Genomic DNA, 25,632 nt, shown 5'->3' on the forward strand with positions numbered 1-25,632 from the left:
GCGCCTTCGTCCGACGAATCCCAGCCGCGCGCGAAGACGAGCGAGAGATAAATTCTACTGACTTTATATACAAGCCCGGAAACATTGATTTTCCGTTGTTTCTTTTATGTCTTTTGCATGAAGCGCGCAGAAAAATCGGCCCGCCGGCGCAAGGCGACGCTGGGACACGAGATGGCTTCAGCGATACGTCCCGACCTCGACGGGCGCTGCGTGTCCGGCGCAAAGGCCACCGCGAACAGCTTGCGATCGATCGAACCCATCAGCGCATCTCCTCATCAATGTCTATTAGATTAATAGACTATAAGGAGATTGAAAGGGTTTTCTTTTCCACAGCGCCCGGCTTGGGAAAACGCCGCGGATTCCCACGGATCTGCGATGGGCGAATCCCGCTCCCTCGGATCGCCGAACCAACCGCAGCGACCGAGCGACTGATTTCCTCCCTTGGGCGGCTTGGTGAAAGAGAAATCCGAATAGGGGCGATTTCAGCTCAGATTGAGAAATCTCATCCTCAAACCGGCCAAACAAGGAAACTTTTTAACTCTATAGATTCTGTAGATTAACCTAGCTTACGTCTATCGACTTGGCTCGTTCAGTAGAGGGACATATGAGCAGGATCACACGCAGGGCGTTCTCGGCCGCCCTTCTCGCAGCGAGCGCGCTCTGGGGCCTGTCCGGCCCGGCCGCAGCCCTCAGCGAATTGAAGATCGGCTACCAGAAGACCGGGCTTCCCGTCATCGCCCGCCAGCAGAAGCTGATCGAGAAGGCGCTGGAGCCCAAGGGCGTCTCCGTCACCTGGGTCGAGTTCACCGCCGGCCCGCCGCTCGTCGAGGCGCTGAACGTCGGCGCGATCAATGTCGGCTGGGTCGGCGACGCGCCCCCCATCTTCGGCCAGTCCGCGGGTGCCGCGATCGTCTATGTCGCGGCCCTGCCCGGCAATCTCGACGGCGAGGCAATCATCACGAAGGAGGCGTCCGGCATCGCCTCTGTGAAGGATCTCAAGGGCAAGAAGGTCGCCGTTGGCAAAGGTACCAGCGCCCACAACCTGCTGATCGCCGCGCTCGAGGCCAATGGCTTGCAGTTCTCCGACATCGAGGCGGTCTACCTGCCGCCGGCCGATGCGGCCGCCGCCTTCGCCAGCGACAAGGTGGACGCCTGGTCCATTTGGGATCCTTTCCTCGCCATCGCCGAGACCAACTACAAGCCGAAGGCGCTCAGCCGCTCACCGGAGGTGCTGAAGGTCAACACATACTTCCTCGCCAACCGTGACTTCGCCGACGGCAATCCCGAGGTGGTGACTACGGTCGTCAATCAGTTGAAGGAGGCCGCCGCCTGGGCAGACGCCAATCGCGACAAGGTCGCAGCGGCGCTTCACGAGGTGACCGGCGTGCCGCTGGAGGCACAGACGCTGGCCGCCAACCGCGCCAAGTTCGGCGTGTTCCCGATCACCGAGGAAATCGTGGCCAACCAGCAGGCGACGGCCGACCGCTTCTTCAAGCTCGGGCTGATCCCGAACGCGATCAAGGTCTCGGACGCCGTCTGGTCCGCTCCCGGCAACTGATCCGTCTTCCAGAAGGAAAGGCACAGCCATGTTCACGCGACGCATCTTTCTCAACGGACTTTTCGGCGCAGCCCTCGTCACGGGCGCCCTCACCGGCTCCGCAACGCTGGCTGCCGACAGCCCGAAGGAATTCAGGGTCGGCTACCAGAAGGCGAGCGCTATCCTGGTAATCGCCAAACAGCAGGAAGTGTTCGAGAAGCGGCTCAAGCAGCTCGGGGTCGAGAACGTTAAGTGGGTAGAGTTCCAGTTCGGCCCGCCACTGCTGGAGGCGTTGGGAGCAGGTGCCGTCGACATCGGCTTCGTCGGCGACACGCCGCCGATCTTCGCTCAGGCGGCGGGGGCGAACCTCGTCTACGTCGCCAGCGCGCCTGCATCCGCCTCCGCGATCCTGGTGCCGCAGGATTCGACGATCAAGTCGGTCGCCGATCTGAAGGGCAAGAAGGTGGCGATCGCCAAGGGATCGAGCGCCCACAATCTGACAATCCAGGCGCTGGCGCTGAGTGGCCTCGCCTTCAAGGATATCGAGCCCGTCTACCTCGCGCCGGCCGATGCGGTGGCGGCCTTCTCGACGGGCCGGGTAGACGCTTGGACGGTGTGGGACCCCTACTTTGCGATCGCCGAGAACAAGCACAATGCGCGCATCGTCGTCACGACCGACGAGAAGGGGCTGGAGAGCAATTCGTTCTACCTTGCCAACAAGACTTTCGCGACGACTCACCCGGACGTGTTGAAGGCGGTGCTCGAAGAGATTTCGGGCGTGTCGAAATGGGCCTCGGACAATCGCGACAAGCTGGCGCAGATCGCCGCCGACGTGACCGGCGTCGACGTGCAGTCACAGACGATCGCTGCGAACCGCTACGTCATCGAAGTGCAGCCGATCGGTGATGCGGTGATCGCCAAACAGCAGAAGATCGCCGACACCTTCGCCGAACTCGGCCTGATCCCGAAGAAGATCAATGTCCGCGAGATCGTCTGGTCGGCGCCGACCAACTGATTGCCAAACGTCCGTCCACAGGAGGCCGTGACATGACCCTGACCGTCGTTTCCCCCGAGAAGCCGCTCGACTTCTTCTGGTTCATCCCGACCCATGGTGACGGCCGCTATCTCGGCTCGTCCGACCAGCAGCGGCCGCAGGACTTCCGCTATTTCCGCGAGATCGCCCAGGCGGTCGACCGGCTTGGCTTTCCGGGCGTGCTTCTGCCCACCGGGCAGAACTGCGAGGATTCCTGGATCACCGCCGCCGGCCTCGCGCCCTTCACCGAAAAACTGAAATTCCTGGTGGCGCTGCGGCCAGGCGTCGTCTCCCCCGCCTTCGCCGCGAGGCAGACCGCTGCGCTCGACCGCCTCTCCAACGGTCGCCTGTTGCTGAACGTGGTGGTCGGCGGCAATCCGGTCGAACTCGCCGGCGACGGCGTCTTCACGCCGCACGACGAGCGCTACGCCCAGGCCGGCGAATTCTTGGACATCTGGCGCAGGCTCGTGTCCGGCGAGGACGTCACGTTCCACGGCAAGTACTATCGCGTCGAGGGCGGCCGGCTCGACATACTGCCGGTGCAGAAGCCCGTACCGCCGGTCTATTTCGGCGGCTCCTCCGACGCCGGGCAGGACCTCGCTGCCGAACAGGTCGACAAATATCTCACCTGGGGCGAGCCGGTGCACCTCGTCGCCGAGAAGCTGCAGCGTGCGAAGGCGCGCGCGGCGGCACGCGGCCGAAAACTCTCCTTCGGCATCCGCCTGCATTTCATCGTGCGCGAGACAGAGGCCGATGCCTGGGCCGCGGCGGATCGGCTGATCGCCCACGTCACCGACGCCCAGATCGAGAACGCCCAGCAGCGCTTCCTCAAGGAGATGGATTCGGTCGGCCAGCGCCGCATGTCGGAACTGCACGGCGGCCGCCGCGACAAGCTTGTAGTCGCCCCGAACCTGTGGGCCGGCGTCGGCCTTGTGCGCGGCGGCGCCGGCACAGCGCTCGTCGGCACACCGGACCAGGTGGCCGAGCGACTCCGCGAATATCAGGCGGTCGGCATCGACACGGTCATCGGCTCCGGCTACCCGCATCTCGAAGAGGCCTACCGCGTCGCCGAACTGCTGTTCCCGAAGCTCGGCCTCGGCACCGCCAGCCACGCGGTCGGCGAGCACATCGCCAATGAATTCGCCGTCGGCAACCACGGCGCCCGGCGACTGCAGGCCTCGTCGTGAGCGGCATCGCCTCGCGCATCGGCCGCGACAGCATCGGCTGGGCGCTGCCCGCCGCCATCATCGTGGTGTGGGAGCTCGCCTCCCGCGCCGGGCTGATCGCGCCGAACGTGCTGCCCGCGCCGTCGGCCGTGCTCGCCGCCTTCTGGAAGCTGCTCTTGTCCGGCGAGCTGGTGCGCAACATCGGCGTCAGCGCCGCTCGCGCCTTCGCCGGCTTTGCCATCGGCGGCTCGATCGGCTTCGCGCTCGGCCTCGCCAATGGCGTCTCGGCGCTGTCGCGTGGCATCACCGACACGACGCTGCAGATGGTCCGCAACATCCCGCACCTCGCGCTGATCCCCCTGGTTATCCTGTGGTTCGGCATCGACGAGGAGGCAAAGCTCTTCCTCGTGGCCCTCGGCGTCTTCTTCCCGATTTACGTCAACACGCTGCTCGGCATCCAGAGCGTCGACCCGCAACTGATCGAGATGGGCCGCATCTACGGCATGAGCCGAACACAGCTCTTCCTGCGCGTCATCCTGCCCGGCGCCCTGCCCGCGATCTTCGTCGGCCTGCGCTATGCGCTCGGCATCATGTGGCTGACGCTCATCGTGGCGGAAACGATTTCCGCCTCATCCGGCCTCGGCTACATGGCGATGCAGGCGCGCGAGTTCCTGCTCATCGACGTCGTCGTGCTGTCCATCCTCATCTACGCACTGCTCGGCAAGCTGGCGGACAGTTCCGCCCGCTTCCTCGAACGGCTTTCCCTGCAGTGGCATCCCGCCTTTCAGACCAAGTGAGCGAGACGACCATGACCGCGGCAACGATCCTCGAACGACGAACCTTCGACTTCCCGGCTGCCCCCGCGAACCGGCCGAGCCACTCCCCTTCGGCCAGTGCCTTCAGCTTCCGCGGCATCCACAAGCGCTTCGGCGACAAGGAGGTGCTGAAGGGCATCGACCTCAGCCTCGCCAGGGGCCAGTTCCTGGCGGTCATCGGCAAGAGCGGCTGCGGCAAGAGCACGCTGCTGCGCCTTCTCGCCGGGCTCGACCGGCCGACCTCCGGCGTGCTCGACCACGGCCATGGCGTCACCGACCACTCCCGCACCCGCATCATGTTCCAGGAGCCGCGCCTGCTGCCCTGGGCACGCGTCGTCGACAACGTCGCGGTCGGCCTCACCGGCATCGTCGCGGGCAAGGAGGCGAAGGCGCGGGCGCTCGACATGCTGAAGGAGGTCGGCCTCGCCGACCGCGCCGGCGAATGGCCCTCGGTCCTCTCCGGCGGCCAGCGGCAGCGCGTGGCGCTGGCCCGCGCGCTCGTCGGCAGCCCGCAGATCCTCGCCCTGGACGAGCCGCTCGGTGCGCTCGATGCGCTCACCCGCATCGAAATGCAGGCGCTTCTGGAGCGCATCTGGCTGAAACAGGGGTTTACGGCCGTCCTCGTCACCCACGACGTCGCAGAGGCCGTCGCGCTCGCCGACCGCGTGGTGGTGATCGACGCGGGCCGCATCGCGCTCGACCTCGACATTCCGCTTCCCCGCCCGCGCCGCCACGGCTCCGCCGAACTGGCAAGACTGGAAGGCCTCATCCTCGACCAGCTCTTCGGCGGCCAGAAGGACGAGGCGGCGCAGCGGGCATAAGAGCTCCTGCAGGCGCCTGGCATTTGCAAATTCAGGCGCCGCGCCGTGGGCGCGACGCCTGTCGAGCAAGCAGAGTGCTTGCGTTATCCCGTCACAGCGGGTTGACGTAGTCGCCCGAGACGGACGTGCAGTTCAGCAGGCCGAGCGCCGTGCCCAGAAGGCCGGTTCCCAGGATGGTGTTGTCGCGCGACGCGCCGTTGAGGATGAGGCCGTCGCCGCAGCGCAGCCCGGCCTCGCCCGCGACCAGGTTTCCGTCCATCACGATGGTGTTGCCAAAGATGGTGTTGTGGGCGCCGTTCTGGTTCCAGATGCCGCGCCGGGCACCGCTGCCGGCCTTTGCGAGGTTGCGGACGATGTTGCCGCCGACCGTGCTCGCGCTCGAGTTCTCGGTGCGGATGCCATAGGCGTTGCCGTTGGTGGTCGCGGTGGCGATGACACCGTCGACCAGATTGCCGTCGACGTCGACGTCGCCGCTGACATTGATGCCGTGGAAATCCGTCAGGGCGGGAATCGTGCTGCCGCCCGTCGAGATGACCTCGTTGTTGCGGACGGCCGAGCCGTCGCCACTGACGAAGATGCCGGTCTGCCTGTTGAAGTCCAGCACGTTGTTTTCGACCCTATAGGCGCCGTCCGAGAGCTGCACGCCGGTGCGCCAGCCGCGGATACCGCAGTTGCGAACTATGAGATTGTTCCGTCCGGTCGCACTTATCCCGACGGCGGTGCTGCTCGCGCCGGACGCGAGATTGCCGAGCTTGAAGTTGTTGCAGTCGATGGTGACGTTGTTGACGGTAACCGTGATGCCGGTGCCCGATGCGAGGTTCGTGGGCAGATGCTGCTTCAGGCAATATACGCCCTGAGTGCTGATCGTCATCGGAACCGACGTGATGTTGGTACACTCGGTGATCTCAGCCACCGCAGGTGGGACGTAGATGATCCAAACAACAGCGCCGAAACCGATCAAATTTCGTATGTATGCAAACATTTTCATTTCAGTACTCCTCCCAGAGCAAGCTTACTTTGATTCCCTCCGTCCGTTCCCGTAGCAAAATTATATTGCCATTTATTGCTGATGGATGCGAGAGAAACGTTAGATTTAAATACCATTAACTTAGAATATTATTAACCTCTGTTAACGACAGCGAGGAATCGACCTCCGGCAGGCTCGTTGGCCGCACAACCGGTCAGTCGCCCTGGAAGATGAAATAGCCCCGCACGGCAGCGTCATTTGCCGGCGCCGCGGCCGGCGCCATGTAGAGGGAGAACGTCACGACTTGGCCGCCTGGCGACGCACACGGGCGACAACCGCCCCAAGTCGGGCAGCCCGACAAATCGTCGGCCAATTGATTTGATTTTGGTGGGCCCGGAGGGACTCGAACCCCCAACCAAGCGGTTATGAGCCGCCGGCTCTAACCATTGAGCTACAGGCCCCACGGCGGCTGGATTAGTGGCTTTTGCCGTTTCGCACAAGGCGGCCCGAGGCAGCGCCGCAGATTTGCCTTAGAACCGCGCGAACACCCAGCCGCATAGGGCAGAAACGACCACGGAGCCATCATGAAGAAATCCACTCTCAAGGCCGCGCTTGCGGCCCTTGCGCTGCCGGCATTCGCGCATTCGGCCGCTTTCGCCCAGGAGGCGCCGCGGCCCGCGCCGCGAATCATCGTCACCGGCCAGGGCGAGGCGGCGATCGCTCCCGACATGGCGGTGCTGACCCTGGGGGTTATGCGACAGGCCGACACGGCGCGCGCGGCCCTGGACGCCGCGAACGCGGCGATGGCCGAGGTCACCGCGGCGATGAAGGCCGAGGGCATCGCCGATCGCGACCTGCAGACGTCCAACTTCTCGATCTCGCCGGTCTATGTCTACCCATCCTCCGACCAGCAGGGCCAGCCGCCGAAGATCACCGGCTATGAGGTCAACAACACGCTCACGGTCCGCCTGCGCGAGATCGCCAAGGTCGGCGCGGTGCTCGACAAGGCGGTGACGCTCGGCGTCAACCAGGGCGGCGGCATCTCTTTCACCAATGACGATCCGTCCGCAGCCCTCACCGAGGCGCGCGTCAAGGCGGTCAAGGATGCGACGGCCAAGGCCAAGACCCTTGCCGAGGCGGCAGGTGTCGGACTTGGCAAGGTGATCGAGATCTCGGAACAGAGCTACATGCCCCAACCTGTCCCCTATGCGATGAAGGCCCGCGACGCCGCGGCCGCGAGCGTTCCGGTCGAGGCGGGCGAGAACGCCTACCGGGTCGACGTCAACGTCACCTTCGAACTCGGCCAGTAATCGCCGGACACCGCGCATGAAAAAGGCCGGAGGGGTGACCCTCCGGCCTTTTTCATTTCAGCTTGCGGATCAGTAGATCAGCGGGCAGCCCGGGGCGCGGGCGAAGGACACGCGCACGCGCTCGCCATACTTGCGGCCGCGCACGTCGACCGAGCGGCGATCGATGTCGACCACGCGGGCACGGCGAATGCCCATGCGTTCGGCCTTGTAGAGCGCCTCGCCGGCCGAACAGCCGCGCCGGTGCTCCCAGCGCCGGTCGTGACGCCGGTCATGGCGGCGATCGTAACGGCGGTAGGAATGGTCGTTGTCGCCGAACCAGACGCCGACGCTCGGGCCGTGATGGCCGCCGCCGAGACCAAGATAGACGCCCGACTGGGCGGAAGCCGGTGCCGCGCCGAGCGCGCCGAGGCCGATGAGAGCGGAAAGGACTGCTGTCTTGAGGAGGTTGGCCATGGAAATTCTCCGTTTGCTGGCGCTTCGCTGAATTTCGATCGCCGAAGCGATTGCACGAAGATGCGCCGGCCGGCCTGAACGGCAGCGGAATCCGCTGTTCATCTGTCATTCATGGATTATCCAACTGATTTTATAAGGTTTTTTCCGCACGGCCGCGCCGGAAGCTCACGGCTCGTCGGCGAGCATGTGGTCGAAATAGTCCTCCGGCTCGGCCAGATCGCTCTCGTTGGCGGTGACTTTGCCCCGCACGGAGATCCCGGCCTCGTGCACCGTGTCGGCGCGGCCGGAGACAAGCGGATGCCACCAGGCAAGGTCCTGCCCGCTTGCCACCAGCCGGTACGCGCAGGTCGACGGCAGCCAGGGGATCACGCACGTTCTGCGGCGTAAGCTGCACGCAGTCTTCCACTTTCTTCTGCCGGTGGGCGTAGTCGTTGCAGCGGCACGTGCCGGCGTCAAACAGGCGGCAGCCGACGGAGGTGAAGTAGATCTCCCCCGTATCCTCGTCCTCAAGCTTGGACAGACAGCACTTGCCGCAGCCGTCGCACAGAGATTCCCACTGCGCGGCAGTCATCTCCTCGAGGGGAACGGTCTTCCAGAACGGTTGCGACATGGCGCGCATGTGTCCCTTGCCGTCGTCCGGGTCAAGGCCGCCGCCGCAATTCCGGCATGCCCCGCCACATCCTCTCCCACAATTCGCCCCGGTTGGGTGGTGGAAGGAACCAAAGCCCCAGCAGAGGGTTTGCGTGCCGAAGGGCCGTCCATTACGGAAATAAGGAGTCTGCCTTGAACAAGCTCAAAACAAGAATCGCCGCGGCGACCGCGCTTGGCCTCTTGATGGCCGAAGCGGCACCCGTGGCTTTCGCCGCGCAGGCCGGCGGGGAGAACGCCTCTATCGACCGCATCGTCACCGGCCCGGTTCCCCAGGGCACCATTCTTCTCGCGCAGGGTGCGGCTGGACGCTCCGAAGAGAGCGAGCAACTCCCGCCCCGCCAGCGCCAGGAACGCCAGAACCAGAAAGCCCGGCAGGCCGAGCCCGAGCAGGCGGCGGAGGAACCTGCGCCGCGCCGCAGGGGTCAGCAGCAAGACAGCGAGCAGCCGGCGCGCCGTGCCCAGCCGCAGGAAGAGCCTGCCGACCGTCCGGCGCGCCGCGAGGCGCAGCAGCCCGCGGAAGACGCTCAGCCGCGCAACAATCGCCGCGCCCAGCAGCCTGCTGAGCAGCAGGAAGAGCCGGTGATCCGCCGCGCCCAGCCTGAACAGCCTGCCGAGGCGCCGCCGCGCCGCGAGGCGCAGCCCGCGGAAGAGACGCAGCCGCGCAACAACCGCAGGGCGCAGCAGCCCGCCGAACAGGCGGAAGAGCCCGCTGCCCGTCCCGCCAAGCCTGAACAGCGCGCCCAGCCGGAACAGCCGGCAGCGAATGAGGGCGAAGGACAGGCTTCGCGCGAGGAGCGTCTGCGCCAGCGCCGCGAGGCGCTGCAGAAGCTTCAACAAGGTCAGGACAACGGCGCCGATACGGGAAGCTCCGAACAGAAGCCGCCGCAGAGCGCCGAACCTGCCCAGCCCGCGCAACCGGCCCAGCCTTCGCAGGAGGCTGAGCCTCCGCGTCAGGCCCAGCCCGCGCAGCCGGCCGAACCGGCCGAGCCCCCGCGCCAGGCGCAACCGGCCGAGCCGCCGGCCGCCACGCCCGGCACCGGCGAAGCTGAGCAGGCCAGGCCCAACGAGACCGACCGCGAGCGCCGCCTGCGCGAACGCCGCGAGGCGCTGCGCAAGCTGCAGGGCGACCAGCCGGCAGCCGAGGGCAGCACGGTCGAAGGCGGCCCTGCCCGCCAGCCCGGTGCCACGGAGCCCCCGCCCCAGCAGGCAGGCCAGCCCGGCGCCATCGAGGGCGCGCCCGAAAATGCCGCTCCGATTCTCGACAGCCAGAAGCCGCGTCGCCGCGGCGATGGCCGCCGCGATGTCGGTCAGGGCAACGAACCCGTTGCGCCGCCGATCGCGCGTTCGCCGACGCCGCCGCCGGCCAACGACGAGGATGCGCAGGCCAATGCGCCGCGTGTGGACGATCTTCCGTCCGTCCGCGACGAACAGGGCCGTCGCGTCGAGGGCCGTCCGCGTCGCTACGAGCGGCCGGAAGGCGCGGACGTGCTGAAGGAAATCGGCAGCCGCGTCATCTTTGAGCTCGGCAACCAGATCCTGATCGAGAACAACGATCGTTCCCGTCTGACCCGCGACTCGCGCGACGTCTACTATGAGGAACTGCCGCGCGGCCGCACCCGTGAGACGATCGTGCGACCCAACGGCGTGACGATCGTCACCATCCGCGACCGCTACGGCGAGATCATCCGCCGCTCGCGCATCATGCCGGATGGCCGCGAATATGTGCTGGTCTATGTCGACGAGGATCGCCTCGATCGGGGTGGCCGCGGCGAGTGGCGCGATCCGGGCGACGACCTGCCGCCGCTGGTCATCACAATGCCCTACGAGGAGTATGTCTTCGACGCGGAGCGGGTCGATTACAACGACGACGAGGCCTACTACGAGTTCCTCGAACAGCCTCCGGTCGAGAAGGTCGAGCGCCTTTACTCTGTGGACGAGGTGAAGCGGTCGGCCCGCGTGCGCGACAGCGTGCGGCGTATCGACCTCGACACGATCACCTTCGACACGGGCTCGGCTCTCATCGACGACAGCCAGGTGGAGAAGCTGGACGGCGTGGCGAACGCGATGCTGCGCCTCCTGGAGAAGAACCCCGCGGAGACCTTCCTCATCGAAGGCCACACCGACGCGGTCGGCTCCGATCTGTCGAACCTGACGCTCTCCGACGAGCGCGCCGAGGCCGTTGCCTCCGCCCTCACCGAGGTGTTCCAGGTCCCGGCGGAGAATCTCACTACCCAGGGCTATGGCGAGCAGTATCTGAAGATCGATACGCCGGCGGCCGAACGCGAAAACCGTCGCGTCGCGATCCGCCGCATCACCCCGCTGGTCGCCCCGGTGGCGAGCGCGCAGTAACGGGTCCCTGCCCCGTCCCCCTTGAGGTGGACAGGACACCTGCCCGGCCGGCATCCACCGGCCGGGCTTTTTATGTCCAGAATGCTTGAAAGTCTGATGGTGCGACGCAACATGTGCCCGCAGATTCGGGAAGAGCGCGCCGCATGAAACGTCTGGAACTGGTTATCGAGAGCGTCATCCTGGCCTCGCGCTGGCTGCTCGTGGTCTTCTATCTCGGCCTGACGCTGGCGCTCGCCGTCTATGCCGTCTCCTTTGGCGCGAAGCTGTTCTCGTTCATGACCGACATCCTGACCCTCAACGAGACCGACACGATCCTCAAGATGCTCGGCCTCATCGACGCTGCCCTCGTCGCGAGCCTGGTCGTGATGGTGATCATTTCGGGCTACGAGAATTTCGTCAGCCGCTTCGACGACAATGACGGCAAGGTCCACTGGCTCGGCACGATCGACGCCGGTTCGCTCAAGGTCAAGGTCGCCTCCACCATCGTCGCCATCTCCTCGATCCACCTGCTGCAGATCTTCCTCAACCACTCGCAGTACACGCCGGTGCAGCTGATGTGGCTGACCATCATGCACCTCGCCTTCGTCGTCTCGGCACTGTTCCTGGCCTGGATCGACAAGATCTCAGGCAAAGGCAAGGGTGAGGCGAAGGACGACAGTCCCAGCATCTAGCTGCAGCGCATAGCAGGCTTCTTTCCGGCCGCGCCTTTGGCTACTCTCTCCCGAGGGAGGCGCAGATGAGGCCGACGACGGGCGCCACGCCGCTAGCCGCGCTCGACGCGGTGGCGATAGACACTGAGACATCGAGCCTCGACACGTCGGTAGCGCGCGTGATCGAGATCGCCGGGGTGAGGCTTGCCGACGGCGAGGAATTCGCGACGCTGGTGGACCCTGTAGCCGCCATACCCACAGCCTCTTCCGCCATCCACGGTATCAGCGCCGAGACGGTGGCCGGCGCGCCGCCTTTCCGGGAAGCGTATGCCGCCTTTGCCGACTTTGCCGGATCACGCGTCTTGATCGGCCATTCGATCGGCTATGACCTCGCCGTCCTCGAACGCGAGGCGGCCCGCGCCGGCTTGTCCTGGAAGAAGCCGCGCTCATTGTGCGTGCGGCTTTTGTCCGCCCTCGCAAACCCGTCCCTTCCCGATTACTCGCTGGATATGATCGCGACCTGGCTCGGCGTAACCATCGAGGGCCGCCATCGTGCATTGGGCGACGCGAAGGCCACCGCTGCGGTCTTTGCAGCCCTTCTCCCCAGGCTCGCCGATCGCGGCATCCGCACCCTCGCCGAGGCCGAGCGCGCCTGCCTGTCGCTACCGGCCGAGCTCGAGACACATCACCGCGCCGGATGGGCCGAGCCCGTCACCCGGCCCGGCGAGGCATCGACCTCGCTGCGCGCCGTGGACCCCTACGCCTACCGTCACCGTATCGCCGACATCATGTCCGCGCCGCCGATCGTGATGGCATCGGCGGATACGCTGCGCGACGCCATCGCGATCATGTCGGAGCGGCGCATCAGCTCGATCTTCGTCGCGGAGCATCTCCGCAGCGACGCGGCGATCGGGGACTACGGCATCGTGACCGAGCGCGACGTGATGCGCCGCGTTGCCCGCGACGGCGCGGCCGCGCTCGATCACAAGGCCGGAGAGATCGCCACGCGGCCGCTGGTCTCCATACGCGAAGGCGCGTTCGTCTATCGCGCCATCGGTCGCATGTCCCGGTTGAAGATCCGCCATCTCGCCGTCCGCACCGAGGACGGGCAGCTCGCCGGCATCGTTTCGGCGCGAGATCTGCTCAAGCTGCGGGCCAGCGCCGCCGTCAATCTCGACGACGCGATCGAGGACGCGAAGACCTCGGGACAGTTGGCGGCCGCCTGGGCGATGCTGCCGGCGGTCGCCGAAGCGCTCATCGACGAAGAGATCGACGCGCGCCAGATTTCCGGCGTCGTCAGCGAAGAGCTTCGCGCGATGACGAGGCGCGCGGCGGCTATCGCCGAGACCTCGATGGCCACGGAGGGATTGGGCCTGCCGCCCTGCGCGCATACGATCCTCGTCCTCGGATCCGGCGGTCGCGGCGAGAGCCTCCTCGCCGCCGACCAGGACAATGCGATCATCTTCGCCGAAGGCGAACCGCACGGGGCCGAAGACCGCTGGTTCGCAGAGCTCGGCGCGCGCATGGCCGCGTTGCTCGACCAGGCCGGAATACCACTCTGCAAGGGCGGGGTGATGGCCAAGAACCCGCCATGGCGCGGATCGCTCTCGACCTGGCGCGAGCGCGTCCGCGACTGGGTGTCCCGCTCGCGCCCGGAAGACCTGCTCAACGTCGACATCTTCTACGACCTGAAGGCCGTCTCAGGAGATGTCAGCCTCGCCAACGAGATGGTTGACTTCGCCTACACTGAGGGCCACGCGGCGACGGCCTTCGCGAAGCTGCTCGGCGAACAGCTCGACGCGCTCGGCTCGCCCTTCGGCTTCCTCGGCAATCTGCAGTCGGAGGACGGCCGCATCGATCTCAAGAAGTTCGGCCTGTCCCCGATCGTCTCGGGCGCCCGCACGCTCGCGATCCGCCACGACGTCCGCGGCCGCAGCACGCGCGAGCGATTGGAGGGCCTGATCGCCCGCGACGTCGGCGCAGAGGCGGATCTGCGCGCCCTGATCGACGCGCATGGCCTGCTGCTGAGGCTGATGCTCGCTCAGCAGAGCCGCGATCTCCATTCCGGCATCCAGGTCTCCAACCGGGTCGAACTCGCGCGCCTGTCGCGTGAGGAGTCCACCGCCCTTAAGGCGGCCCTAAAGCGGATCCAGTCCGTTCCGGCTATGGTCCGCGACCTTATGTTCAGCGACCGCCATTCTTGACTTCGGCTTTCGTCCGGATACCATCTATTGGTAATTCAGGAGCCGACCATGACGAAGAACACCTCCATCTCCCTCGGCGCGCCCTATCTCGAATTCATCGACCGCCAGATCGCGAGAGGCCGCTTCGCCACCGCCAGCGAAGCCGTGCGCGCCGGCCTGCGCCTGCTCGAAGAGCAGGAAATCGCACTGGAAAAGCTGCGCGCAGCGATCGACGAGGGATATAGTTCCGGCGCACCCGAGCCGTTCGACGTCGAGGATTTCCTAACTGAAATGAACGTTGAATGAAGCGGGCGCTACGCCTCCGGCCCGCGGCCAGGAAGGATATTCGCGAAATCTGGGACTACACGTCTAGAACGTGGAGCCGCGCCAAGGCGAATGAATATGTGAGGATGCTTACCGGCTCATTGAACATGGTCGACGTCAATCCCGGTCTGGCGCGGCCGGCCGGTGTCGGCGACGTGGGCCTGCGCAAGTTCGTCGCCGGATCGCATGTGCTTTATTTTCACATCGAGCCGGAGAGCATCGACGTGGTTCGCATCCTTCATGGCAGCATGGATCCGAAACTCCACCTCTAACCTACCCCGGCAGTGCCCTTGCCACCTTAGTCGGGCTCTTTGCGAACGCCTCGTCCGGCACGAAGAAATCGCCCGCCAGAGGCCCCTTCGCGCCCGGCGCATAGGCCGAGAAGTCGGTTACCCCCTCTTCGCGCAGCACCAGTTCGTCGATGAAGAAATTGCCGGTGCAGTCGCGCGACGGTCTGGTCAGGATCGCATGCGCCGCATCCGCCATGATCGTCGGCAGCCGGCTCATCGAGGCCACCGCCTCGCCGCCGAGCAGGTTACGCACCGCTGCCGTGTCGATCGCGGTCAGCGGCCAGAGCGAATTCACCGCAATGCCGTCCTTCGCGAATTCCGCGCTCATGCCGAGCGTGCACATCGACATGCCGAACTTCGCCATCGTGTAGGCGACGTGGTTCTTGAACCATTTCGCCGCCATGTCCAGCGGCGGCGACAGGTTCAGGATATGCGGATTCTGCGCCTTCTTCAGGTGCGGGATGCAGGTCTTGGAGACGAGGAACGTGCCGCGCGCATTGATCCCGTTCATCAGGTCGTAGCGCTTCATGTCGGTCTCGAGCGTCCCGGTGAGCTGGATCGCGCTCGCATTGTTGATGCAGATATCGATGCCACCGAAGCGCTCGACGGTTTTCTCCACCGCCGCGGCCACCTGCGCCTCCTCGCGGATGTCGCACAGCACCGGCAGCGCCTGGCCGCCTGCCGCCTCGATCTCCTCTGCCGCCGTGTAGATCGTGCCGGGCAGCTTCGGATGCGGCTCCGCGGTCTTCGCCGCGATCGTCACGTTGGCACCGTCCTGTGCCGCCCGCAGCGCTATGGCCAGCCCGATCCCGCGCGACCCACCCGAGATGAAAATCGTCTTGCCTTTCAGCGACATGCCGCCCTCCCCCGATTCTGTCCGCGAACGCCCTGATTCAACGCTTCAAGCTGGCTCAGCCGCCATATTGCACATCCGTCACCGGCTCCAGCCAGTCGACATGCACGCCATCAAGCGTCTCGTGGATAGCGATATGCGCCATCCGTGTCGTGGGCGCTGCGCCGTGCCAGTGCTTCTCCCCCGGCGGAATCCACACCGTATCGCCGGCCTTGATCTCCCGGATCGGCTCTCCCCACACCTGTGCGAGCCCCGCACCGGTCACGACATGCAGCGTCTGGCCGAGCGGATGCGTGTGCCAGTTGGTCCGTGCGCCGGGCTCGAACGTCACGAGCGCTGCGCGCACGCGCGCCGGCTCCGGCGCCTCGACGATCGGCTCCTGCCAAACCGTGCCGGTGAAATAGTCCGCCGGCGGCTTCTTGGATGCGGACGCGCCGCAAGGTGTGATCTTCATGGCTCTGTCCCGCCTCTCAGTCGAACATCCGGTCGCCCTGTTGGTCGATGATCTGCCGGCCTTTGACGATTGCGTGCTCGGCCGCCATGTCCTGCGAGGGAAAGCGGTCGGCGCGGATGAAGCGGTGCTCGCGCACCGTGCCGTCGATCTCGCGGGTAACGATGCCGCTCGTCTGCCACTGCCCATTCTCCTGGAAAGGCGTGGCGCGGATCAGGTAGCCCGCATGCTCCACCTCCTTCGCAGGCGCAGCGGGTGCAGCCGTGCCGCCTCCGCCGCCGAACAATCTCTTCAGAAACGACATGCCCTGTTCCTCGCACGTTTGCTGTGGCGCAAACATAGGGCGGATCGCTGGCAGGCGCGAGTGCCGGAGCGGGCTTCACCGTCTATTTGGATGCGACAGGCTTCTTTCTCACCTTGTCGGGCTCACCGCTCTTGATCGTCGGGCTCGCTACCGCGACCGGGTCGCTTGCTGGAAAACTGTCTTCAAGGCCGCGCTCCAGCTTCTCCTCGGTGGTCTTCTTGCCTTCACGGCGCTGTTCGGCCTGCTCTTTCCGCAGCGACTTCACTGCGGGCGATTTCTCGGTCTTCTTCATCTCGGCGTTCATCATGTCCGGGCCTCCTTCGGACAAACGAAACGGCCGGGCAGGTCGCAGGTTCCTGCCGCGGGTTGACGTAAGGTGAACTCCCGATGAATGCGTGGTTCGAAACCGGTTCAGGCTCGCCGCTCCATACCGTCCTCACTGCCCGGCGAATGGTTCGCAAGGCAGCCAACCAAAGGAGGACTACATGTTCAGCAAGACCAAGACCCTCGCTCTCTCCGCTCTGATCGCGTTCTCGGCCATCGCCGCCGCTCCGTCCGCGGCCAATGCCGGCGACATCAAGATCGACGTCCATTTCGGCACCGGCTTCGGTCCCGGGTTCGGCTACGGGCCGGGCTATGGATACGGCTACAAGCACTGCACGCCCAGCAAGGCCCTCTACAAGGCCAAGTCGATGGGCCTCAAGAAAGCCTATGTCTCCAAGGCCAACTGGAATGGCGTGATCGTGAAGGGCAAGAAGTTCGGCCAGAAGAAGGTCGTCGCCTTCGGCAAGTCGGCGTCCTGCCCGGTCAAATACTGGCAGTAACCACCCCGGCGGTGGTCAATGGGCAAAACTGCCGCCAAGCCCCCGAGGCGCCTGCGCCTGGGGGCTTTGACGTGTCTCGGCGCATCGTCAGATCAAGCCTCAGACGCTGATTGATGATCCGAAGCCGACAGAGAAGCGGCCTTCGCGCCATCAGGAGGGCAACGCCTCGCCGGCATACTGCGCCTCGAACTCAGCGCTCGGCGGGATCGGCTTGATGACGTCGATCAGCACGCCGTTCGGGTCGCGCGTGATGAAATGGCGCTGACCGAACGGTTCGTCGCGCAGCGAGCGCAGGATCGGCAGCCCCGCCGCGACCACGCGCTCGTAGACCGCGTCGGGATCCCTCACTTCGAAATTGATCAGGAGGCCGGATGCCTTGCCCCGGCCCTCCGGCGGCACGGTCTCATGGTCGCCCGCGACGATACCGAGGTTCACGCGCCTGTCGCGGGCCGACTGCAGGTGCACATACCAGTCGCTCTCGAACAGCGGCCGGAAATCGAAATGCTCGACATAGAAGGCGGCCGTGCCGGGCACGTCGTCCGTCATCAGAACCGGATAATAGCTTGTCGTCTTCATCGCTCTTCCCTTTCCCAGTCAACATACATACAATCTGTATGTGGATTTCAATTAACATACAGGCTGTATGTATGCAACATGAGAATGCACGACGCTCGAATGCCGAACGCAGCGAGACGATGCGTGCAACGCTGATCGAGGCGGCCCGCAGGCTCTTCACGGGAAAAGGCTATGCCGCCACCGGAACGCCGGAACTGGTCGAGGCGGCGGGGGTGACGCGCGGCGCGCTCTACCACCACTTCGCCGACAAGCAGGCGCTGTTCGCCGCCGTCGCCGAGGCCGAAAGTGCCGCCGTGGCCGCAGAGATCGAGGCGGCTGCCCCCTCTTCCCTCAAGCCTGTCGACGCACTGGTCGAAGGCTCGATAGCCTATCTGCACACCATGCGTGCGCCCGGCCGCACCCGCCTGCTTTTGCTCGACGGACCGGCAGTGCTCGGGCGCAGCGCGATGGACGAGATCGATGCCCGGCACGGCAACCGGACGCTCCGCGAAGGCCTTGCCGCCGCCATGCGCGCAGGCGCCATCCGCAGGTTGCCGCTTGGGCCCCTCACCTCGATGCTGGGGGCCATGCTCGACCGCGCGGCGCTCGATTGCGAGAATGGCGTCAACGAGCAGGAAGCAAGGCAGGTCGTTGAAGCGCTGTTCGCTGGCCTCGCCGCCTGACCGGGGCGTTATGGCACGTCGTCGTCCGCCGCGATCCCGCCCTCGCTTTCGAGAACCGACAGCCGCCTCGTCTCGGACCGGGTGAACTTCAGGCGCACGCCGGCGCCACCGCCATTCTCCGGAATGAACACCGCGCCGGCAGCTTCGAGCCCTGCTTGCAGCCCTGCCTTCTGCCGCGCGTCGAGCTCTCCCAGGCCCCGCTCGAAGGCGCGGATCGCCTCTGCATCGAGCCCGCACTGCGTGGCAAGCTGCTCGCGGGTCAGTTCGACGAGGGCGCGCGCGGCGCGCGACAAGGGTCCGGTGAGCATCATCCTGCCTCCTGCGGTGTCAGCCCAGTGAGACACAAGGCGGCCGGCATGAAAAGCCCCCTGATGCTCAGGCAGACAGGTGCAGCACGATCTCGCGACGATGCGGCCGGTCGCGGTGCTCGAACAGGTAGATGCCCTGCCAGGTGCCCAGCGCCAGCCGCCCGTCCGTGACAGGGATGGAGATCGACACCGCCGTCAGCGCGGCCTTGATGTGGGCCGGCATGTCGTCCGGTCCTTCCGTCGTATGGACGATCCAACGCATGGACGGATCGTCCGATGGCGGCACGAGACGGCGGAAGAACGCGTCGAGATCGTGCCGCACGTCCGGATCGGCGTTCTCCTGGATCAGCAGCGAGCAGGAGGTGTGACGCACGAACAGCGTCAGCAGTCCCGTCTCGACGCCTGCCTCGCGCACGAAGTCCGCAGCCTCGCGGGTGAACTCGTAGAGTCCCTGCCCGCTGGTCGCGATGAAGATCGTCCGCTGCCTCATGACAGGCGCCGCACCGGCTGCCGCAGGATGGTACGCAGCTTTTCCGGCGCCATCTTGCGCGGATCGCCGAGATAGATCTCGTGATGGTGACCGGTCTCCTTCAGGCCGTGCTGCGGCAGGTATTCGCCATGCAGCTTCGCCAGCACCGGCCCCTCGTCGTCATAGGAGCCTATATGCATGGTTTGCACGCACAGCCCCTCCTCAAGTCGCTCCAGCCGCAGGCTCGCCGGCCGCGGGCCGAGCTTGGCGCTCGCCTTGGCGGCGGCCGCGTCGACCATCTCCGTCGTGATCCAGTCCGGCTGCAGGATCATCATCGTCCACGACCACTTGTCCTTCGCCCGCGTCAGGAAGGTCGACATGTCGTCGGCCCACCACAGTCCTTCCAGCGGCATGACGGCGTAGTCGCGGCCGAGCTCCTTCTTCGAGGCGAACTTGAGCGGATAGCTGACCGAATAGAGCCATTCGACCGCCGACTTGTAGGACGTAGCCGTGTTGGGATCGCCCGCGCCGTCGATCATCAGGTAGGACAGCGGCGGCACATCCACCTCGACGAAGCGCCCGACCGGCGGCGCATAGAGCGCCTTCATGCTCTTCTTGAAATCGATCTTGTCGGCCATCAGGTCCACCCGCGCCACGTCGCTCCCTGCTCGCCACGCGGCTGCGGCTCGGACAAGCACGGGGAGAGGAACGCGACCGCCGGCCCATGCCCCTGGGCCGGCGGTCCTGGTGTGTCATCTCCCTACATGATGACGCCTGGCAGCCAGGTCACGAGACCGGGCAGGAACACGATCGCGATGACCACGAGCAGCATGATCCAGATGAACGGCCAGATATCGACCTTGAAGGCCGAGATCTTCGCGATGTCCGCTGCGATGAAGAGCTGCAGCCCCACCGGCGGGCTGATCGTGCCGAGCAGCAGCGTGATGATGACGATGATCGCGAACTGCAGCTCGTCGACATGGAACGTCTGCACCATCGGCATGAACAGCGGCACGAAGATCAGCATCGCGGCGACGCCTTCGACGGCCAGTCCGACCAGCATGAAAATCGTCACCACCACGAGCAGGAAGCTGGTCGGCCCGGTGATGAATCCCATCAGCCATTCCTGCACCAGCATGCCGAAGCCCGACATGGTCAGCGCGAAGCCGAACACCGAGCTCGCCGCGATAATGTAGACGGGCACCGCCGTCGCCTCGACGGTCTCGACCAGCAGCGGGCCGATATCCTTGAGCTTGAGTTCGCCGTAGACGAAGAAGCCGAGGATCAGGCCGTAGAGACAGGCCACGACGCCCGCTTCCGTCGGGGTCGTCACGCCGGAGAAGATGCCGCCAAGGATGATGACCGGGGCGAGCAGCGCGGGAAGTGCGACGACGATCGGCTTCCATCGCTCCTTCCACGGCATGTATGCGCGCCGGGGATAGCCGCGCCGCGTCGCAAGGATCGCCACCATCACCATGAGCGCCAGGCCGATCAAAAGCCCGGGCACGACGCCGCCGAGGAACAGCGCGCCGACGGAGATGTTCGTCACCCCGCCATAGATCACCATGGTGATCGAAGGCGGAATGATCGCGCCGATCGTCGCGGAGGAGGAGTTCACGCCGGCCGCGAAACCGGGATCGTAGCCTTCCTTGATCATGTGCGGGATCAGGATACGGCCCTGCGAGGCGGCATCCGCAGTAGCGGAACCTGACATGCCTGCGAAGAACACGCTCGCCAGCACGTCGATCTGCGCCGTGCCGCCGCGAAAATGGCCGACGAAGGCGGCCGCAACGTCGAGCAGCCGGTCCGTAAGACCGCCGCGGTTCATGATAACGGCCGCGAAGATGAAGAACGGCACCGCGAGCAGCGTGTAGGAATTGATGCCCGAGAGCATCAGTTCTCCCATCACCGTCAGCGGCATCTTGTTAAGCAGCAGCGAAAGGAATGCGGACAGGATCATCGCGGCTGCCACCGACGTGCCAAGCAGCAGGAGGAAGACGAAGGAAATCAGGAGGGCGGCGAGCTCCATCTCACGCCTCCCGCGAAACGCGCTTCAGCGAACGCACCAGCCAGCGCAGGACGTAGAACAGCCCCAAAGCGGAACCTATCGGCACGGCCAGGTAGAAGACAACCTGCGGCACGTCCGGCATCGTGTAGAACATGTTGTTGCGGTGCCGCCACGCGACGATGATGCCGGAATAGACCAGCACGCCCACCGAGATCGCCTCGAAGAAATGGCGCGCGGGGTTCACGATTGGCATCCACTTGTGGCCGAACTGGTCAATCAGGTCGACGCGGATATGGGAGTTGTGGGCGTAGGCGATCGCCGCGCCGAGGAAGGTGATCCATACGAACAGGTAGCGTCCCACCTCCTCCGCCCAGGATTGCGGGTTGTTGAAGAAATAGCGCAGGACGACCTGCAGCAAGGTGAGGGTCACGGTCGCCGCGACCATCAGGCTGGCGACGATGGTGAGGATCCGGAGTCCGGGGCCCTGGGGCCCCGGTGCCGGCTGCATCAAGGGCCCCTGCTCCATTTACTTGCCCAGCAGCTCGAAGAACTTGTCGGAGCCCGGATTGCGCTCCGCGATCTCCTTTTTCAGCGGGTCGAGCACGGCGCGCCACTCGTCCGGATTTGCCGGCTCGACGATCTTGATGCCCGCCTGCTCGAGCTTGCCGTAGGCGGCCTTCTCGGCCGGGATGTTGACCTCGAGGTCGACATAGTCGCCGGTCGCAGCGGCGATCTTGCGCATCATCTCCTGCTTCTCCGGCGACAGCGCGTCGAACTTGGTCTTGCTCATCGCGAACAGCATCGAGCCGAACATGTGCTGCGTCTTCAGAAGCGAGTTCGTCACCTCGTTGAACTTCATGTCGATCGCGGCCGCCGCCGACGTGTCGAAACCCTGCGCCACGCCGGTTTGCATGGCGGTGTAGACCTCGCCCCAGGTGACCGGAGTGGGCTTCGCGCCCATCAGCTCAAACATGCGGATCCAGACGAAGTTCTCGGGCGAGCGCATCCGCAGGCCGTTCATGCCGGCCAGCGTCGTAGGCGCGTCGCCCTTGAACATCAGGTCGCGGAAGCCGAGGTGGATGAAGCCGAGCACCTCGACGTCGCTGTTCTCGCGCACGCCGGCGATGAGCCCCTGGCCGTGCTCGCCCTTGTAGACGCTGCGGGCATGCTCCCAGCCCTTGAACACGCCCGGCGCCGAGGTCGTCGCCATCGGCGGATAAAGCTTGTCCAGGATCGGGGTCGACGTAATCGAGATGTCGATCGCGCCCTGGTTGACGAGGTCCAGCGCCTCTCGCTCCTGCCCAAGCTGCGCGCCCGGGAAGACCATTACGGTGATCTCGCCGTTGGAGAGCTCCTTGGCGAATTCGGCGAACTTCTTCGCCGCGGTGTCCACCTGCCCGCCCACCGCATGGTGGTGGGCGAGCCGGAAGGTCTCGGCGAGTGCAGCGCTGCCAAAGGCGCATACTGAACTCAGGACGGCAATTGCGGTTGTAGCAACGATTGAACGCAGTTTCATGAAGTAGCTCCTAGTGTTCCCTTGTTGTTGTGACCCCTCCCAAGGTCGGGTCAGTAATTGATCGTCTGCCCGATCACTGGCAGTTCCTCCGGTGCCAGCCCGAGCGTCAGCAACCGGTAGCCGGTCTCGGTGACGAGCACGAGGTCTTCCGTGTGGTAGGTCCCGGTCGCATGCTTCACCATCGGCTCGATGTTGATCACCATGCCGGCCATGAGCGGCGTCTTGTCGCCGGGCCTCAGCATCGGGTTCTCGTGCAGCTCGACCCCGAAGCTGTGCCCGATATGCGGCATCGTGAACGGCAGGCCGTGCTTGGCGTAGAGATCCTTGCAGAGGAAGAAGAGGTCTTCGGCCAGCACGCCCGGCTTCACCGCTTCGATCGTCTCGCGCTGGATGCGGATGAGTTTTGCATAGACGTCCTTCTGCTCCTCGCTCGGCCGGCCGGCGGAATAAGTGCGCGCAAAATCGCTGGCAAAGGCGCCATAGGTTCCACCCACGTCGAAGCGGATGATGTCGCCCGGTCTCGGCAGGACGTCCGACTGGGCGGTCGTGTGCGGATGCTTGGTCCGCTCGCCCGACGCAAACGCCATGAACAGCGTGCCGTCGGCGCCGTAGTTGATGATGTTGTTGGCGATCTTCTGGGCCATGTCCGCCTCGGAATCGCCCTGGTTGCTGGCCTCCATCGCGTCGAGCACGGCCTTGTGCGTCTGCCGGGTGGCCGCCTCGATGAGCGCGACTTCGCTCTCTCCCTTGATCACCCGAACCCCGGTGACAGTCTCGGTCGTGTTGACGAATTCGGCGTCCGGCAACGCGGCCGTGAGCGCCTCGTAGGCCGACACCGGCAGGTAATCGAGGTCGATGCCCAACTTGCCGCTATCCAGACCTTCCTTCTTGAGTTCGCGTGCCAGCACCTCGACTGGAATTTCTGCGAACTCGGTGTAGGTGCGCACGTCCGGAATCCAGCTCTCCGACCGCGTCAGGCTCTCCTCGATCGAGCACACGATGTTGAAAGGCTCGCCCTTGGCAGGGAACACGGCGTAGGCGTGGCGCGGGCGGATCAGCCGCACGGTCGAGATGTAGGCGCCGGAGGCGTAGGCGAAATTCTCCGGGCTCATCGCGACGATCGCCACGAGGCCTTCCTTGGCCGGAAGGGCCTTGAGCGCTTCCATGTTGGGCTTGAACTGCATGTCGGTACCACCTCTCCACGATCGCATGACGGTCGAAGGGAGGCCGCGGCCGTCAGCCGCGCACTGTTCTTTTCCCCTCAACTTGCCAACAGATTGTCATCATTTTATCGTCACTTCAACGGTCTTTTTTTAGGCTATGGCGCGACGATATGCCGACGAAATAGGCAGCGGAGTTGCCCGGAACATCACGCCGGGCTACATGGGAATCACAGGTGTTTCGAGGATGGGTGAGTGAATAAGACGCTTGAGGAGAAAGACGTGAGCCAGACAGTCGAAAGGCTCGCGCCACTTATGACCCAGTTCGAACTGGCCATGATTGTCGCGCGCAACGCGCAGGAACAGTGGGGCATTTCGTTGTGCCGCCGCGGCCGGAATGAAAGGCTATTCGACGACGGATCTGCTCGTGCTTCACATGGTCGGATACGGCCCGAAGCGGCTCGCCGACATCTGCTTCAGCCTCAATATCGAGGACACGCATATCGTCTCATATGCGCTCAAGAAGCTGCAGCGGGCCAAGCTGGTCGAAAGCTCTCGCATCGGCAAGGATACGTTCTTCGCCCCGTCCGAGGACGGCCAGAAATTCGTTGACGACTACAAGGCCATGCGCAAGCGGTTCCTGATCCGGGCACTCGCAAAGTTCTCCAGCGGGGAGCTCGATCTTGAGCAGCTCGCCGAGATGCTGCGCGTCCTGTCAGGCCTCTACGAGCAGGCGGCGCGCAGCGCGGAGAATTCGATGGCGGTGTGACGCGCCGCGGCCTGCCGCGCCGCGCCAACTTGTCCGTCAGCTAGGCATCGCACCCGTATAGATCGAGCTCGGCCTCAGGAGCCGTCCCGTCCGCTGCTGTTCGAGCGCGTGCGCCGTCCAGCCGGCGGTGCGGCCCACCGCGAAAATCGGCGTGAAGGCGCGCCGGGGGATCTTCAGCGCGTCGAGCAGGATCGCAGTGTAGAACTCGACATTGGTGTCGAGCCTGCGGTCGGGCTTTGCCGCCTCCAGCGCGCGCCGCGCATAGGCCTCCACCTCCGCGGCGAAGCCGAGGTCGGTGCCGCGCCCGCCCAGCCGCTCGACCGCGCGCTTCAGCACGTCGGCGCGCGGGTCGCGCACCTTGTAGATACGGTGGCCGAAGCCCATCAGACGCTCGCCGCGCGACAACGCCTCGTCGATCCAGCCGGCGATGCGGTCCTTGGTGGCGATCGCGTCCAGCATGTCGAGCACCGGCTCCGGCGCGCCGCCATGCAGCGGCCCGGTCAGCGCGCAGTAGCCCGCCGTCACCGCCATGAACAGGTTCGCCTGCGTCGATGCCACCACACGCGCGGCGAAGGTCGAGGCATTCATGCCGTGGTCGGCGACGGTGACTAGATAGGCGTCGAGCGCCTTCGCCTCCTCCGCGCCCGCCGTCTCGCCGCGCATCATCCTGAGCAGATCAGCGGCATGCCCGAGCGCCGGGTCCGGAGCCACGGGCGCCTTGCCTTCCGCCTGCCGCACCAGCGCCGCCGCAAGCACCGGCATGGCGCCGACGATCACCGTCTCCGGGGCAAGCCACTCGACCGGCGCGATTGCGGCCACGGCCACGCGGAAGGCGTCGATCATCGGCAGGCCCGCAGTCGCGGGAAGGATCGCCGGCAGGCGCCGGAACGCTGCCACCCGACCTTCTCCCAGCCGCTGCCTCGCTTCCGCCGGGTCGATCTCGCGCGCCGTCGCTGCACCCCACAGCCGCGCCGCCAGCTCTTCGAAATCCGTATGCTGTGCAAGCTCGCCGATCCGCATGCCGGCGACGATCAGCTCGCCCTTCTCGCCATCGACATGCGACAGCGCCGTTACCGCGGCGGCGACGCCGTCGAGACCGGCGGCCGGATTGGAATGGATCGTCATGGTCGTCTCTCCTGCTGCACTGCAAAAAGAGTAGGCCTCTTCCATCATTGATCAATCT

30 protein-coding genes, 1 tRNA gene and 1 pseudogene are annotated in these 25,632 nt (G+C 65.3%); 14 read left to right on the top strand and 18 right to left on the bottom strand.

The window, feature by feature from the left end; genetic code table 11:
• Nucleotides 1–104: 104 nt before the first annotated feature.
• A complete protein-coding gene (locus LRS09_RS01160) occupies nt 105–260 on the bottom strand; it encodes a hypothetical protein (protein ID WP_257803746.1) in 156 nt (51 codons plus the stop codon).
• Nucleotides 261–604: 344 nt separating this feature from the next.
• On the opposite strand from LRS09_RS01160, the gene LRS09_RS01165 reads away from it, so the two are divergent.
• The 5 genes from LRS09_RS01165 to LRS09_RS01185 are packed head-to-tail and all read left to right on the top strand — an operon-like array spanning nt 605 to nt 5,372.
• Nucleotides 605–1,558, top strand: coding sequence for a sulfonate ABC transporter substrate-binding protein (locus tag LRS09_RS01165; RefSeq protein ID WP_257803747.1), 954 nt, complete (start codon nt 605–607; stop codon nt 1,556–1,558).
• 28 nt (nt 1,559–1,586) lie between these two features.
• Entirely contained in the window at nt 1,587–2,552 is a 966-nt protein-coding gene (locus LRS09_RS01170; protein ID WP_257803748.1) for an aliphatic sulfonate ABC transporter substrate-binding protein, read from the top strand.
• Nucleotides 2,553–2,584: 32 nt separating this feature from the next.
• A complete protein-coding gene (gene ssuD / locus LRS09_RS01175) occupies nt 2,585–3,757 on the top strand; it encodes an FMNH2-dependent alkanesulfonate monooxygenase (RefSeq protein ID WP_257803749.1) in 1,173 nt (390 codons plus the stop codon).
• A complete protein-coding gene (locus LRS09_RS01180) occupies nt 3,754–4,533 on the top strand; it encodes an ABC transporter permease subunit (protein ID WP_257803750.1) in 780 nt (259 codons plus the stop codon). Before ssuD ends, LRS09_RS01180 begins: the two co-directional genes overlap by 4 nt.
• Nucleotides 4,534–4,544: 11 nt before the next feature.
• The gene (locus tag LRS09_RS01185) at nt 4,545–5,372 is read left to right on the top strand and encodes an ATP-binding cassette domain-containing protein (protein WP_257803751.1); all 828 of its coding nucleotides are present in this window, start codon (nt 4,545–4,547) and stop codon (nt 5,370–5,372) included.
• Nucleotides 5,373–5,463: 91 nt separating this feature from the next.
• Here the strand turns inward: LRS09_RS01185 and LRS09_RS01190 are convergent, their stop codons facing one another.
• Entirely contained in the window at nt 5,464–6,360 is an 897-nt protein-coding gene (locus tag LRS09_RS01190; RefSeq protein WP_257803752.1) for a right-handed parallel beta-helix repeat-containing protein, read from the bottom strand.
• A 364-nt stretch (nt 6,361–6,724) separates the two neighbouring features.
• Nucleotides 6,725–6,800 (bottom strand) — tRNA-Ile (locus LRS09_RS01195).
• Nucleotides 6,801–6,923: 123 nt separating this feature from the next.
• Here LRS09_RS01195 and LRS09_RS01200 point away from each other — a divergent pair.
• The gene (locus LRS09_RS01200) at nt 6,924–7,649 is read left to right on the top strand and encodes an SIMPL domain-containing protein (RefSeq protein ID WP_257803753.1); all 726 of its coding nucleotides are present in this window, start codon (nt 6,924–6,926) and stop codon (nt 7,647–7,649) included.
• A gap of 69 nt (nt 7,650–7,718) precedes the next feature.
• Here LRS09_RS01200 and LRS09_RS01205 read toward each other — a convergent pair whose 3' ends face one another.
• Together LRS09_RS01205 and LRS09_RS01210 are read right to left on the bottom strand one after the other, a co-directional pair.
• A complete protein-coding gene (locus LRS09_RS01205) occupies nt 7,719–8,102 on the bottom strand; it encodes a hypothetical protein (protein ID WP_257803754.1) in 384 nt (127 codons plus the stop codon).
• Between the two features lie 165 nt (nt 8,103–8,267).
• Nucleotides 8,268–8,712, bottom strand: a pseudogene (locus tag LRS09_RS01210) (YcgN family cysteine cluster protein).
• 173 nt (nt 8,713–8,885) lie between these two features.
• Between LRS09_RS01210 and LRS09_RS01215 the strand changes: the two are divergent.
• The 5 genes from LRS09_RS01215 to LRS09_RS01235 all read left to right on the top strand — a co-directional run bounded on the left by LRS09_RS01215 (nt 8,886) and on the right by LRS09_RS01235 (nt 14,531).
• The gene (locus LRS09_RS01215; RefSeq protein WP_257803755.1) at nt 8,886–11,102 is read left to right on the top strand and encodes an OmpA family protein; all 2,217 of its coding nucleotides are present in this window, start codon (nt 8,886–8,888) and stop codon (nt 11,100–11,102) included.
• Between the two features lie 143 nt (nt 11,103–11,245).
• Nucleotides 11,246–11,773: a TIGR00645 family protein gene (locus tag LRS09_RS01220; protein WP_257803756.1), complete on the top strand. Its 528-nt coding sequence runs from the start codon at nt 11,246–11,248 to the stop codon at nt 11,771–11,773.
• A 65-nt stretch (nt 11,774–11,838) separates the two neighbouring features.
• Complete coding sequence (locus LRS09_RS01225) at nt 11,839–13,956, top strand: DUF294 nucleotidyltransferase-like domain-containing protein (RefSeq protein WP_257803757.1); 2,118 nt, start codon at nt 11,839–11,841, stop codon at nt 13,954–13,956.
• Between the two features lie 48 nt (nt 13,957–14,004).
• The gene (locus LRS09_RS01230) at nt 14,005–14,241 is read left to right on the top strand and encodes a type II toxin-antitoxin system ParD family antitoxin (RefSeq protein ID WP_257803759.1); all 237 of its coding nucleotides are present in this window, start codon (nt 14,005–14,007) and stop codon (nt 14,239–14,241) included.
• Entirely contained in the window at nt 14,238–14,531 is a 294-nt protein-coding gene (locus tag LRS09_RS01235) for a type II toxin-antitoxin system RelE/ParE family toxin (protein WP_257803760.1), read from the top strand. The genes LRS09_RS01230 and LRS09_RS01235 overlap by 4 nt, the downstream gene beginning before the upstream one ends.
• Before the next feature lies 1 nt (nt 14,532).
• Here LRS09_RS01235 and LRS09_RS01240 read toward each other — a convergent pair whose 3' ends face one another.
• From LRS09_RS01240 to LRS09_RS01255, 4 genes are all read right to left on the bottom strand, one after another.
• Entirely contained in the window at nt 14,533–15,405 is an 873-nt protein-coding gene (locus LRS09_RS01240) for an NAD(P)-dependent oxidoreductase (RefSeq protein WP_257803761.1), read from the bottom strand.
• Between the two features lie 55 nt (nt 15,406–15,460).
• Nucleotides 15,461–15,856, bottom strand: a complete 396-nt coding sequence (locus LRS09_RS01245) for a cupin domain-containing protein (protein WP_257803762.1) — start codon at nt 15,854–15,856, stop codon at nt 15,461–15,463.
• A 16-nt stretch (nt 15,857–15,872) separates the two neighbouring features.
• A complete protein-coding gene (locus LRS09_RS01250; protein WP_257803763.1) occupies nt 15,873–16,157 on the bottom strand; it encodes an HlyU family transcriptional regulator in 285 nt (94 codons plus the stop codon).
• An 82-nt stretch (nt 16,158–16,239) separates the two neighbouring features.
• Nucleotides 16,240–16,464 (bottom strand): hypothetical protein, encoded by a 225-nt coding sequence (locus tag LRS09_RS01255; RefSeq protein ID WP_257810327.1) that lies wholly within the window; start codon nt 16,462–16,464, stop codon nt 16,240–16,242.
• A gap of 178 nt (nt 16,465–16,642) precedes the next feature.
• Between LRS09_RS01255 and LRS09_RS01260 the strand changes: the two genes are divergently transcribed.
• A complete protein-coding gene (locus LRS09_RS01260; protein WP_257803764.1) occupies nt 16,643–16,981 on the top strand; it encodes a hypothetical protein in 339 nt (112 codons plus the stop codon).
• A 150-nt stretch (nt 16,982–17,131) separates the two neighbouring features.
• Here the strand turns inward: LRS09_RS01260 and LRS09_RS01265 are convergent, their stop codons facing one another.
• Nucleotides 17,132–17,557, bottom strand: a complete 426-nt coding sequence (locus tag LRS09_RS01265; RefSeq protein ID WP_257803765.1) for a VOC family protein — start codon at nt 17,555–17,557, stop codon at nt 17,132–17,134.
• Nucleotides 17,558–17,628: 71 nt separating this feature from the next.
• On the opposite strand from LRS09_RS01265, the gene LRS09_RS01270 reads away from it, so the two are divergent.
• Complete coding sequence (locus tag LRS09_RS01270; protein WP_257803766.1) at nt 17,629–18,219, top strand: TetR/AcrR family transcriptional regulator; 591 nt, start codon at nt 17,629–17,631, stop codon at nt 18,217–18,219.
• A gap of 8 nt (nt 18,220–18,227) precedes the next feature.
• Here LRS09_RS01270 and LRS09_RS01275 read toward each other — a convergent pair whose 3' ends face one another.
• The 7 genes from LRS09_RS01275 to LRS09_RS01305 form a co-directional block, all read right to left on the bottom strand.
• Entirely contained in the window at nt 18,228–18,527 is a 300-nt protein-coding gene (locus LRS09_RS01275) for an XRE family transcriptional regulator (RefSeq protein WP_257803767.1), read from the bottom strand.
• 67 nt (nt 18,528–18,594) lie between these two features.
• A complete protein-coding gene (locus tag LRS09_RS01280) occupies nt 18,595–19,017 on the bottom strand; it encodes a secondary thiamine-phosphate synthase enzyme YjbQ (RefSeq protein WP_257803768.1) in 423 nt (140 codons plus the stop codon).
• Nucleotides 19,014–19,634 carry a GyrI-like domain-containing protein gene (locus LRS09_RS01285; RefSeq protein WP_257803769.1) on the bottom strand — a complete coding sequence of 207 codons (621 nt, stop codon included), beginning with the start codon at nt 19,632–19,634 and terminating at the stop codon, nt 19,014–19,016. The genes LRS09_RS01280 and LRS09_RS01285 overlap by 4 nt, the downstream gene beginning before the upstream one ends.
• A gap of 122 nt (nt 19,635–19,756) precedes the next feature.
• A complete protein-coding gene (locus tag LRS09_RS01290; RefSeq protein ID WP_257803770.1) occupies nt 19,757–21,025 on the bottom strand; it encodes a TRAP transporter large permease in 1,269 nt (422 codons plus the stop codon).
• A 1-nt stretch (nt 21,026) separates the two neighbouring features.
• Nucleotides 21,027–21,512 carry a TRAP transporter small permease gene (locus tag LRS09_RS01295; protein WP_257803771.1) on the bottom strand — a complete coding sequence of 162 codons (486 nt, stop codon included), beginning with the start codon at nt 21,510–21,512 and terminating at the stop codon, nt 21,027–21,029.
• Between the two features lie 18 nt (nt 21,513–21,530).
• Nucleotides 21,531–22,520: a TRAP transporter substrate-binding protein gene (locus LRS09_RS01300; protein ID WP_257803772.1), complete on the bottom strand. Its 990-nt coding sequence runs from the start codon at nt 22,518–22,520 to the stop codon at nt 21,531–21,533.
• Nucleotides 22,521–22,570: 50 nt separating this feature from the next.
• Nucleotides 22,571–23,704 (bottom strand): Xaa-Pro peptidase family protein, encoded by a 1,134-nt coding sequence (locus LRS09_RS01305; protein WP_257803773.1) that lies wholly within the window; start codon nt 23,702–23,704, stop codon nt 22,571–22,573.
• 373 nt (nt 23,705–24,077) lie between these two features.
• Here LRS09_RS01305 and LRS09_RS01310 point away from each other — a divergent pair, with 373 nt between their 5' ends.
• On the top strand, nt 24,078–24,449 hold the full coding sequence (locus LRS09_RS01310) for a winged helix DNA-binding protein (RefSeq protein ID WP_257803774.1): 372 nt from the start codon (nt 24,078–24,080) through the stop codon (nt 24,447–24,449).
• Nucleotides 24,450–24,485: 36 nt separating this feature from the next.
• On the opposite strand, the gene LRS09_RS01315 is transcribed toward LRS09_RS01310, so the two are convergent.
• Nucleotides 24,486–25,574, bottom strand: coding sequence for a citrate synthase/methylcitrate synthase (locus LRS09_RS01315; RefSeq protein WP_257803775.1), 1,089 nt, complete (start codon nt 25,572–25,574; stop codon nt 24,486–24,488).
• Between the last annotated feature and the right edge of the window lie 58 nt (nt 25,575–25,632).

Origin of the sequence: Mesorhizobium sp. J428, from assembly GCF_024699925.1 — a bacterium.
Classification (GTDB): Bacteria; Pseudomonadota; Alphaproteobacteria; order Rhizobiales; family Rhizobiaceae; genus Mesorhizobium_A.

Excerpts from the sequence above, each read along its gene's own strand:
- LRS09_RS01200 (WP_257803753.1), top strand. The coding sequence starts at position 6,924 with ATGAAGAAATCCACTCTCAAGGCCGCGCTTGCGGCCCTTGCGCTGCCG.
- LRS09_RS01220 (WP_257803756.1), top strand. The coding sequence starts at position 11,246 with ATGAAACGTCTGGAACTGGTTATCGAGAGCGTCATCCTGGCCTCGCGC.
- LRS09_RS01280 (WP_257803768.1), bottom strand. The coding sequence starts at position 19,017 with ATGAGGCAGCGGACGATCTTCATCGCGACCAGCGGGCAGGGACTCTAC.
- LRS09_RS01205 (WP_257803754.1), bottom strand. The coding sequence starts at position 8,102 with ATGGCCAACCTCCTCAAGACAGCAGTCCTTTCCGCTCTCATCGGCCTC.
- LRS09_RS01245 (WP_257803762.1), bottom strand. The coding sequence starts at position 15,856 with ATGAAGATCACACCTTGCGGCGCGTCCGCATCCAAGAAGCCGCCGGCG.
- LRS09_RS01190 (WP_257803752.1), bottom strand. The coding sequence starts at position 6,360 with ATGAAAATGTTTGCATACATACGAAATTTGATCGGTTTCGGCGCTGTT.
- LRS09_RS01295 (WP_257803771.1), bottom strand. The coding sequence starts at position 21,512 with ATGCAGCCGGCACCGGGGCCCCAGGGCCCCGGACTCCGGATCCTCACC.
- LRS09_RS01270 (WP_257803766.1), top strand. The coding sequence starts at position 17,629 with ATGCAACATGAGAATGCACGACGCTCGAATGCCGAACGCAGCGAGACG.
- LRS09_RS01300 (WP_257803772.1), bottom strand. The coding sequence starts at position 22,520 with ATGAAACTGCGTTCAATCGTTGCTACAACCGCAATTGCCGTCCTGAGT.
- LRS09_RS01240 (WP_257803761.1), bottom strand. The coding sequence starts at position 15,405 with ATGTCGCTGAAAGGCAAGACGATTTTCATCTCGGGTGGGTCGCGCGGG.
- LRS09_RS01250 (WP_257803763.1), bottom strand. The coding sequence starts at position 16,157 with ATGTCGTTTCTGAAGAGATTGTTCGGCGGCGGAGGCGGCACGGCTGCA.
- LRS09_RS01225 (WP_257803757.1), top strand. The coding sequence starts at position 11,839 with ATGAGGCCGACGACGGGCGCCACGCCGCTAGCCGCGCTCGACGCGGTG.
- LRS09_RS01290 (WP_257803770.1), bottom strand. The coding sequence starts at position 21,025 with ATGGAGCTCGCCGCCCTCCTGATTTCCTTCGTCTTCCTCCTGCTGCTT.
- LRS09_RS01185 (WP_257803751.1), top strand. The coding sequence starts at position 4,545 with ATGACCGCGGCAACGATCCTCGAACGACGAACCTTCGACTTCCCGGCT.
- LRS09_RS01230 (WP_257803759.1), top strand. The coding sequence starts at position 14,005 with ATGACGAAGAACACCTCCATCTCCCTCGGCGCGCCCTATCTCGAATTC.
- LRS09_RS01275 (WP_257803767.1), bottom strand. The coding sequence starts at position 18,527 with ATGCTCACCGGACCCTTGTCGCGCGCCGCGCGCGCCCTCGTCGAACTG.
- LRS09_RS01305 (WP_257803773.1), bottom strand. The coding sequence starts at position 23,704 with ATGCAGTTCAAGCCCAACATGGAAGCGCTCAAGGCCCTTCCGGCCAAG.
- LRS09_RS01265 (WP_257803765.1), bottom strand. The coding sequence starts at position 17,557 with ATGAAGACGACAAGCTATTATCCGGTTCTGATGACGGACGACGTGCCC.
- LRS09_RS01260 (WP_257803764.1), top strand. The coding sequence starts at position 16,643 with ATGTTCAGCAAGACCAAGACCCTCGCTCTCTCCGCTCTGATCGCGTTC.
- LRS09_RS01285 (WP_257803769.1), bottom strand. The coding sequence starts at position 19,634 with ATGGCCGACAAGATCGATTTCAAGAAGAGCATGAAGGCGCTCTATGCG.
- LRS09_RS01255 (WP_257810327.1), bottom strand. The coding sequence starts at position 16,464 with ATGATGAACGCCGAGATGAAGAAGACCGAGAAATCGCCCGCAGTGAAG.
- LRS09_RS01165 (WP_257803747.1), top strand. The coding sequence starts at position 605 with ATGAGCAGGATCACACGCAGGGCGTTCTCGGCCGCCCTTCTCGCAGCG.
- LRS09_RS01235 (WP_257803760.1), top strand. The coding sequence starts at position 14,238 with ATGAAGCGGGCGCTACGCCTCCGGCCCGCGGCCAGGAAGGATATTCGC.
- ssuD (WP_257803749.1), top strand. The coding sequence starts at position 2,585 with ATGACCCTGACCGTCGTTTCCCCCGAGAAGCCGCTCGACTTCTTCTGG.
- LRS09_RS01315 (WP_257803775.1), bottom strand. The coding sequence starts at position 25,574 with ATGACGATCCATTCCAATCCGGCCGCCGGTCTCGACGGCGTCGCCGCC.
- LRS09_RS01170 (WP_257803748.1), top strand. The coding sequence starts at position 1,587 with ATGTTCACGCGACGCATCTTTCTCAACGGACTTTTCGGCGCAGCCCTC.
- LRS09_RS01160 (WP_257803746.1), bottom strand. The coding sequence starts at position 260 with ATGGGTTCGATCGATCGCAAGCTGTTCGCGGTGGCCTTTGCGCCGGAC.
- LRS09_RS01310 (WP_257803774.1), top strand. The coding sequence starts at position 24,078 with ATGAAAGGCTATTCGACGACGGATCTGCTCGTGCTTCACATGGTCGGA.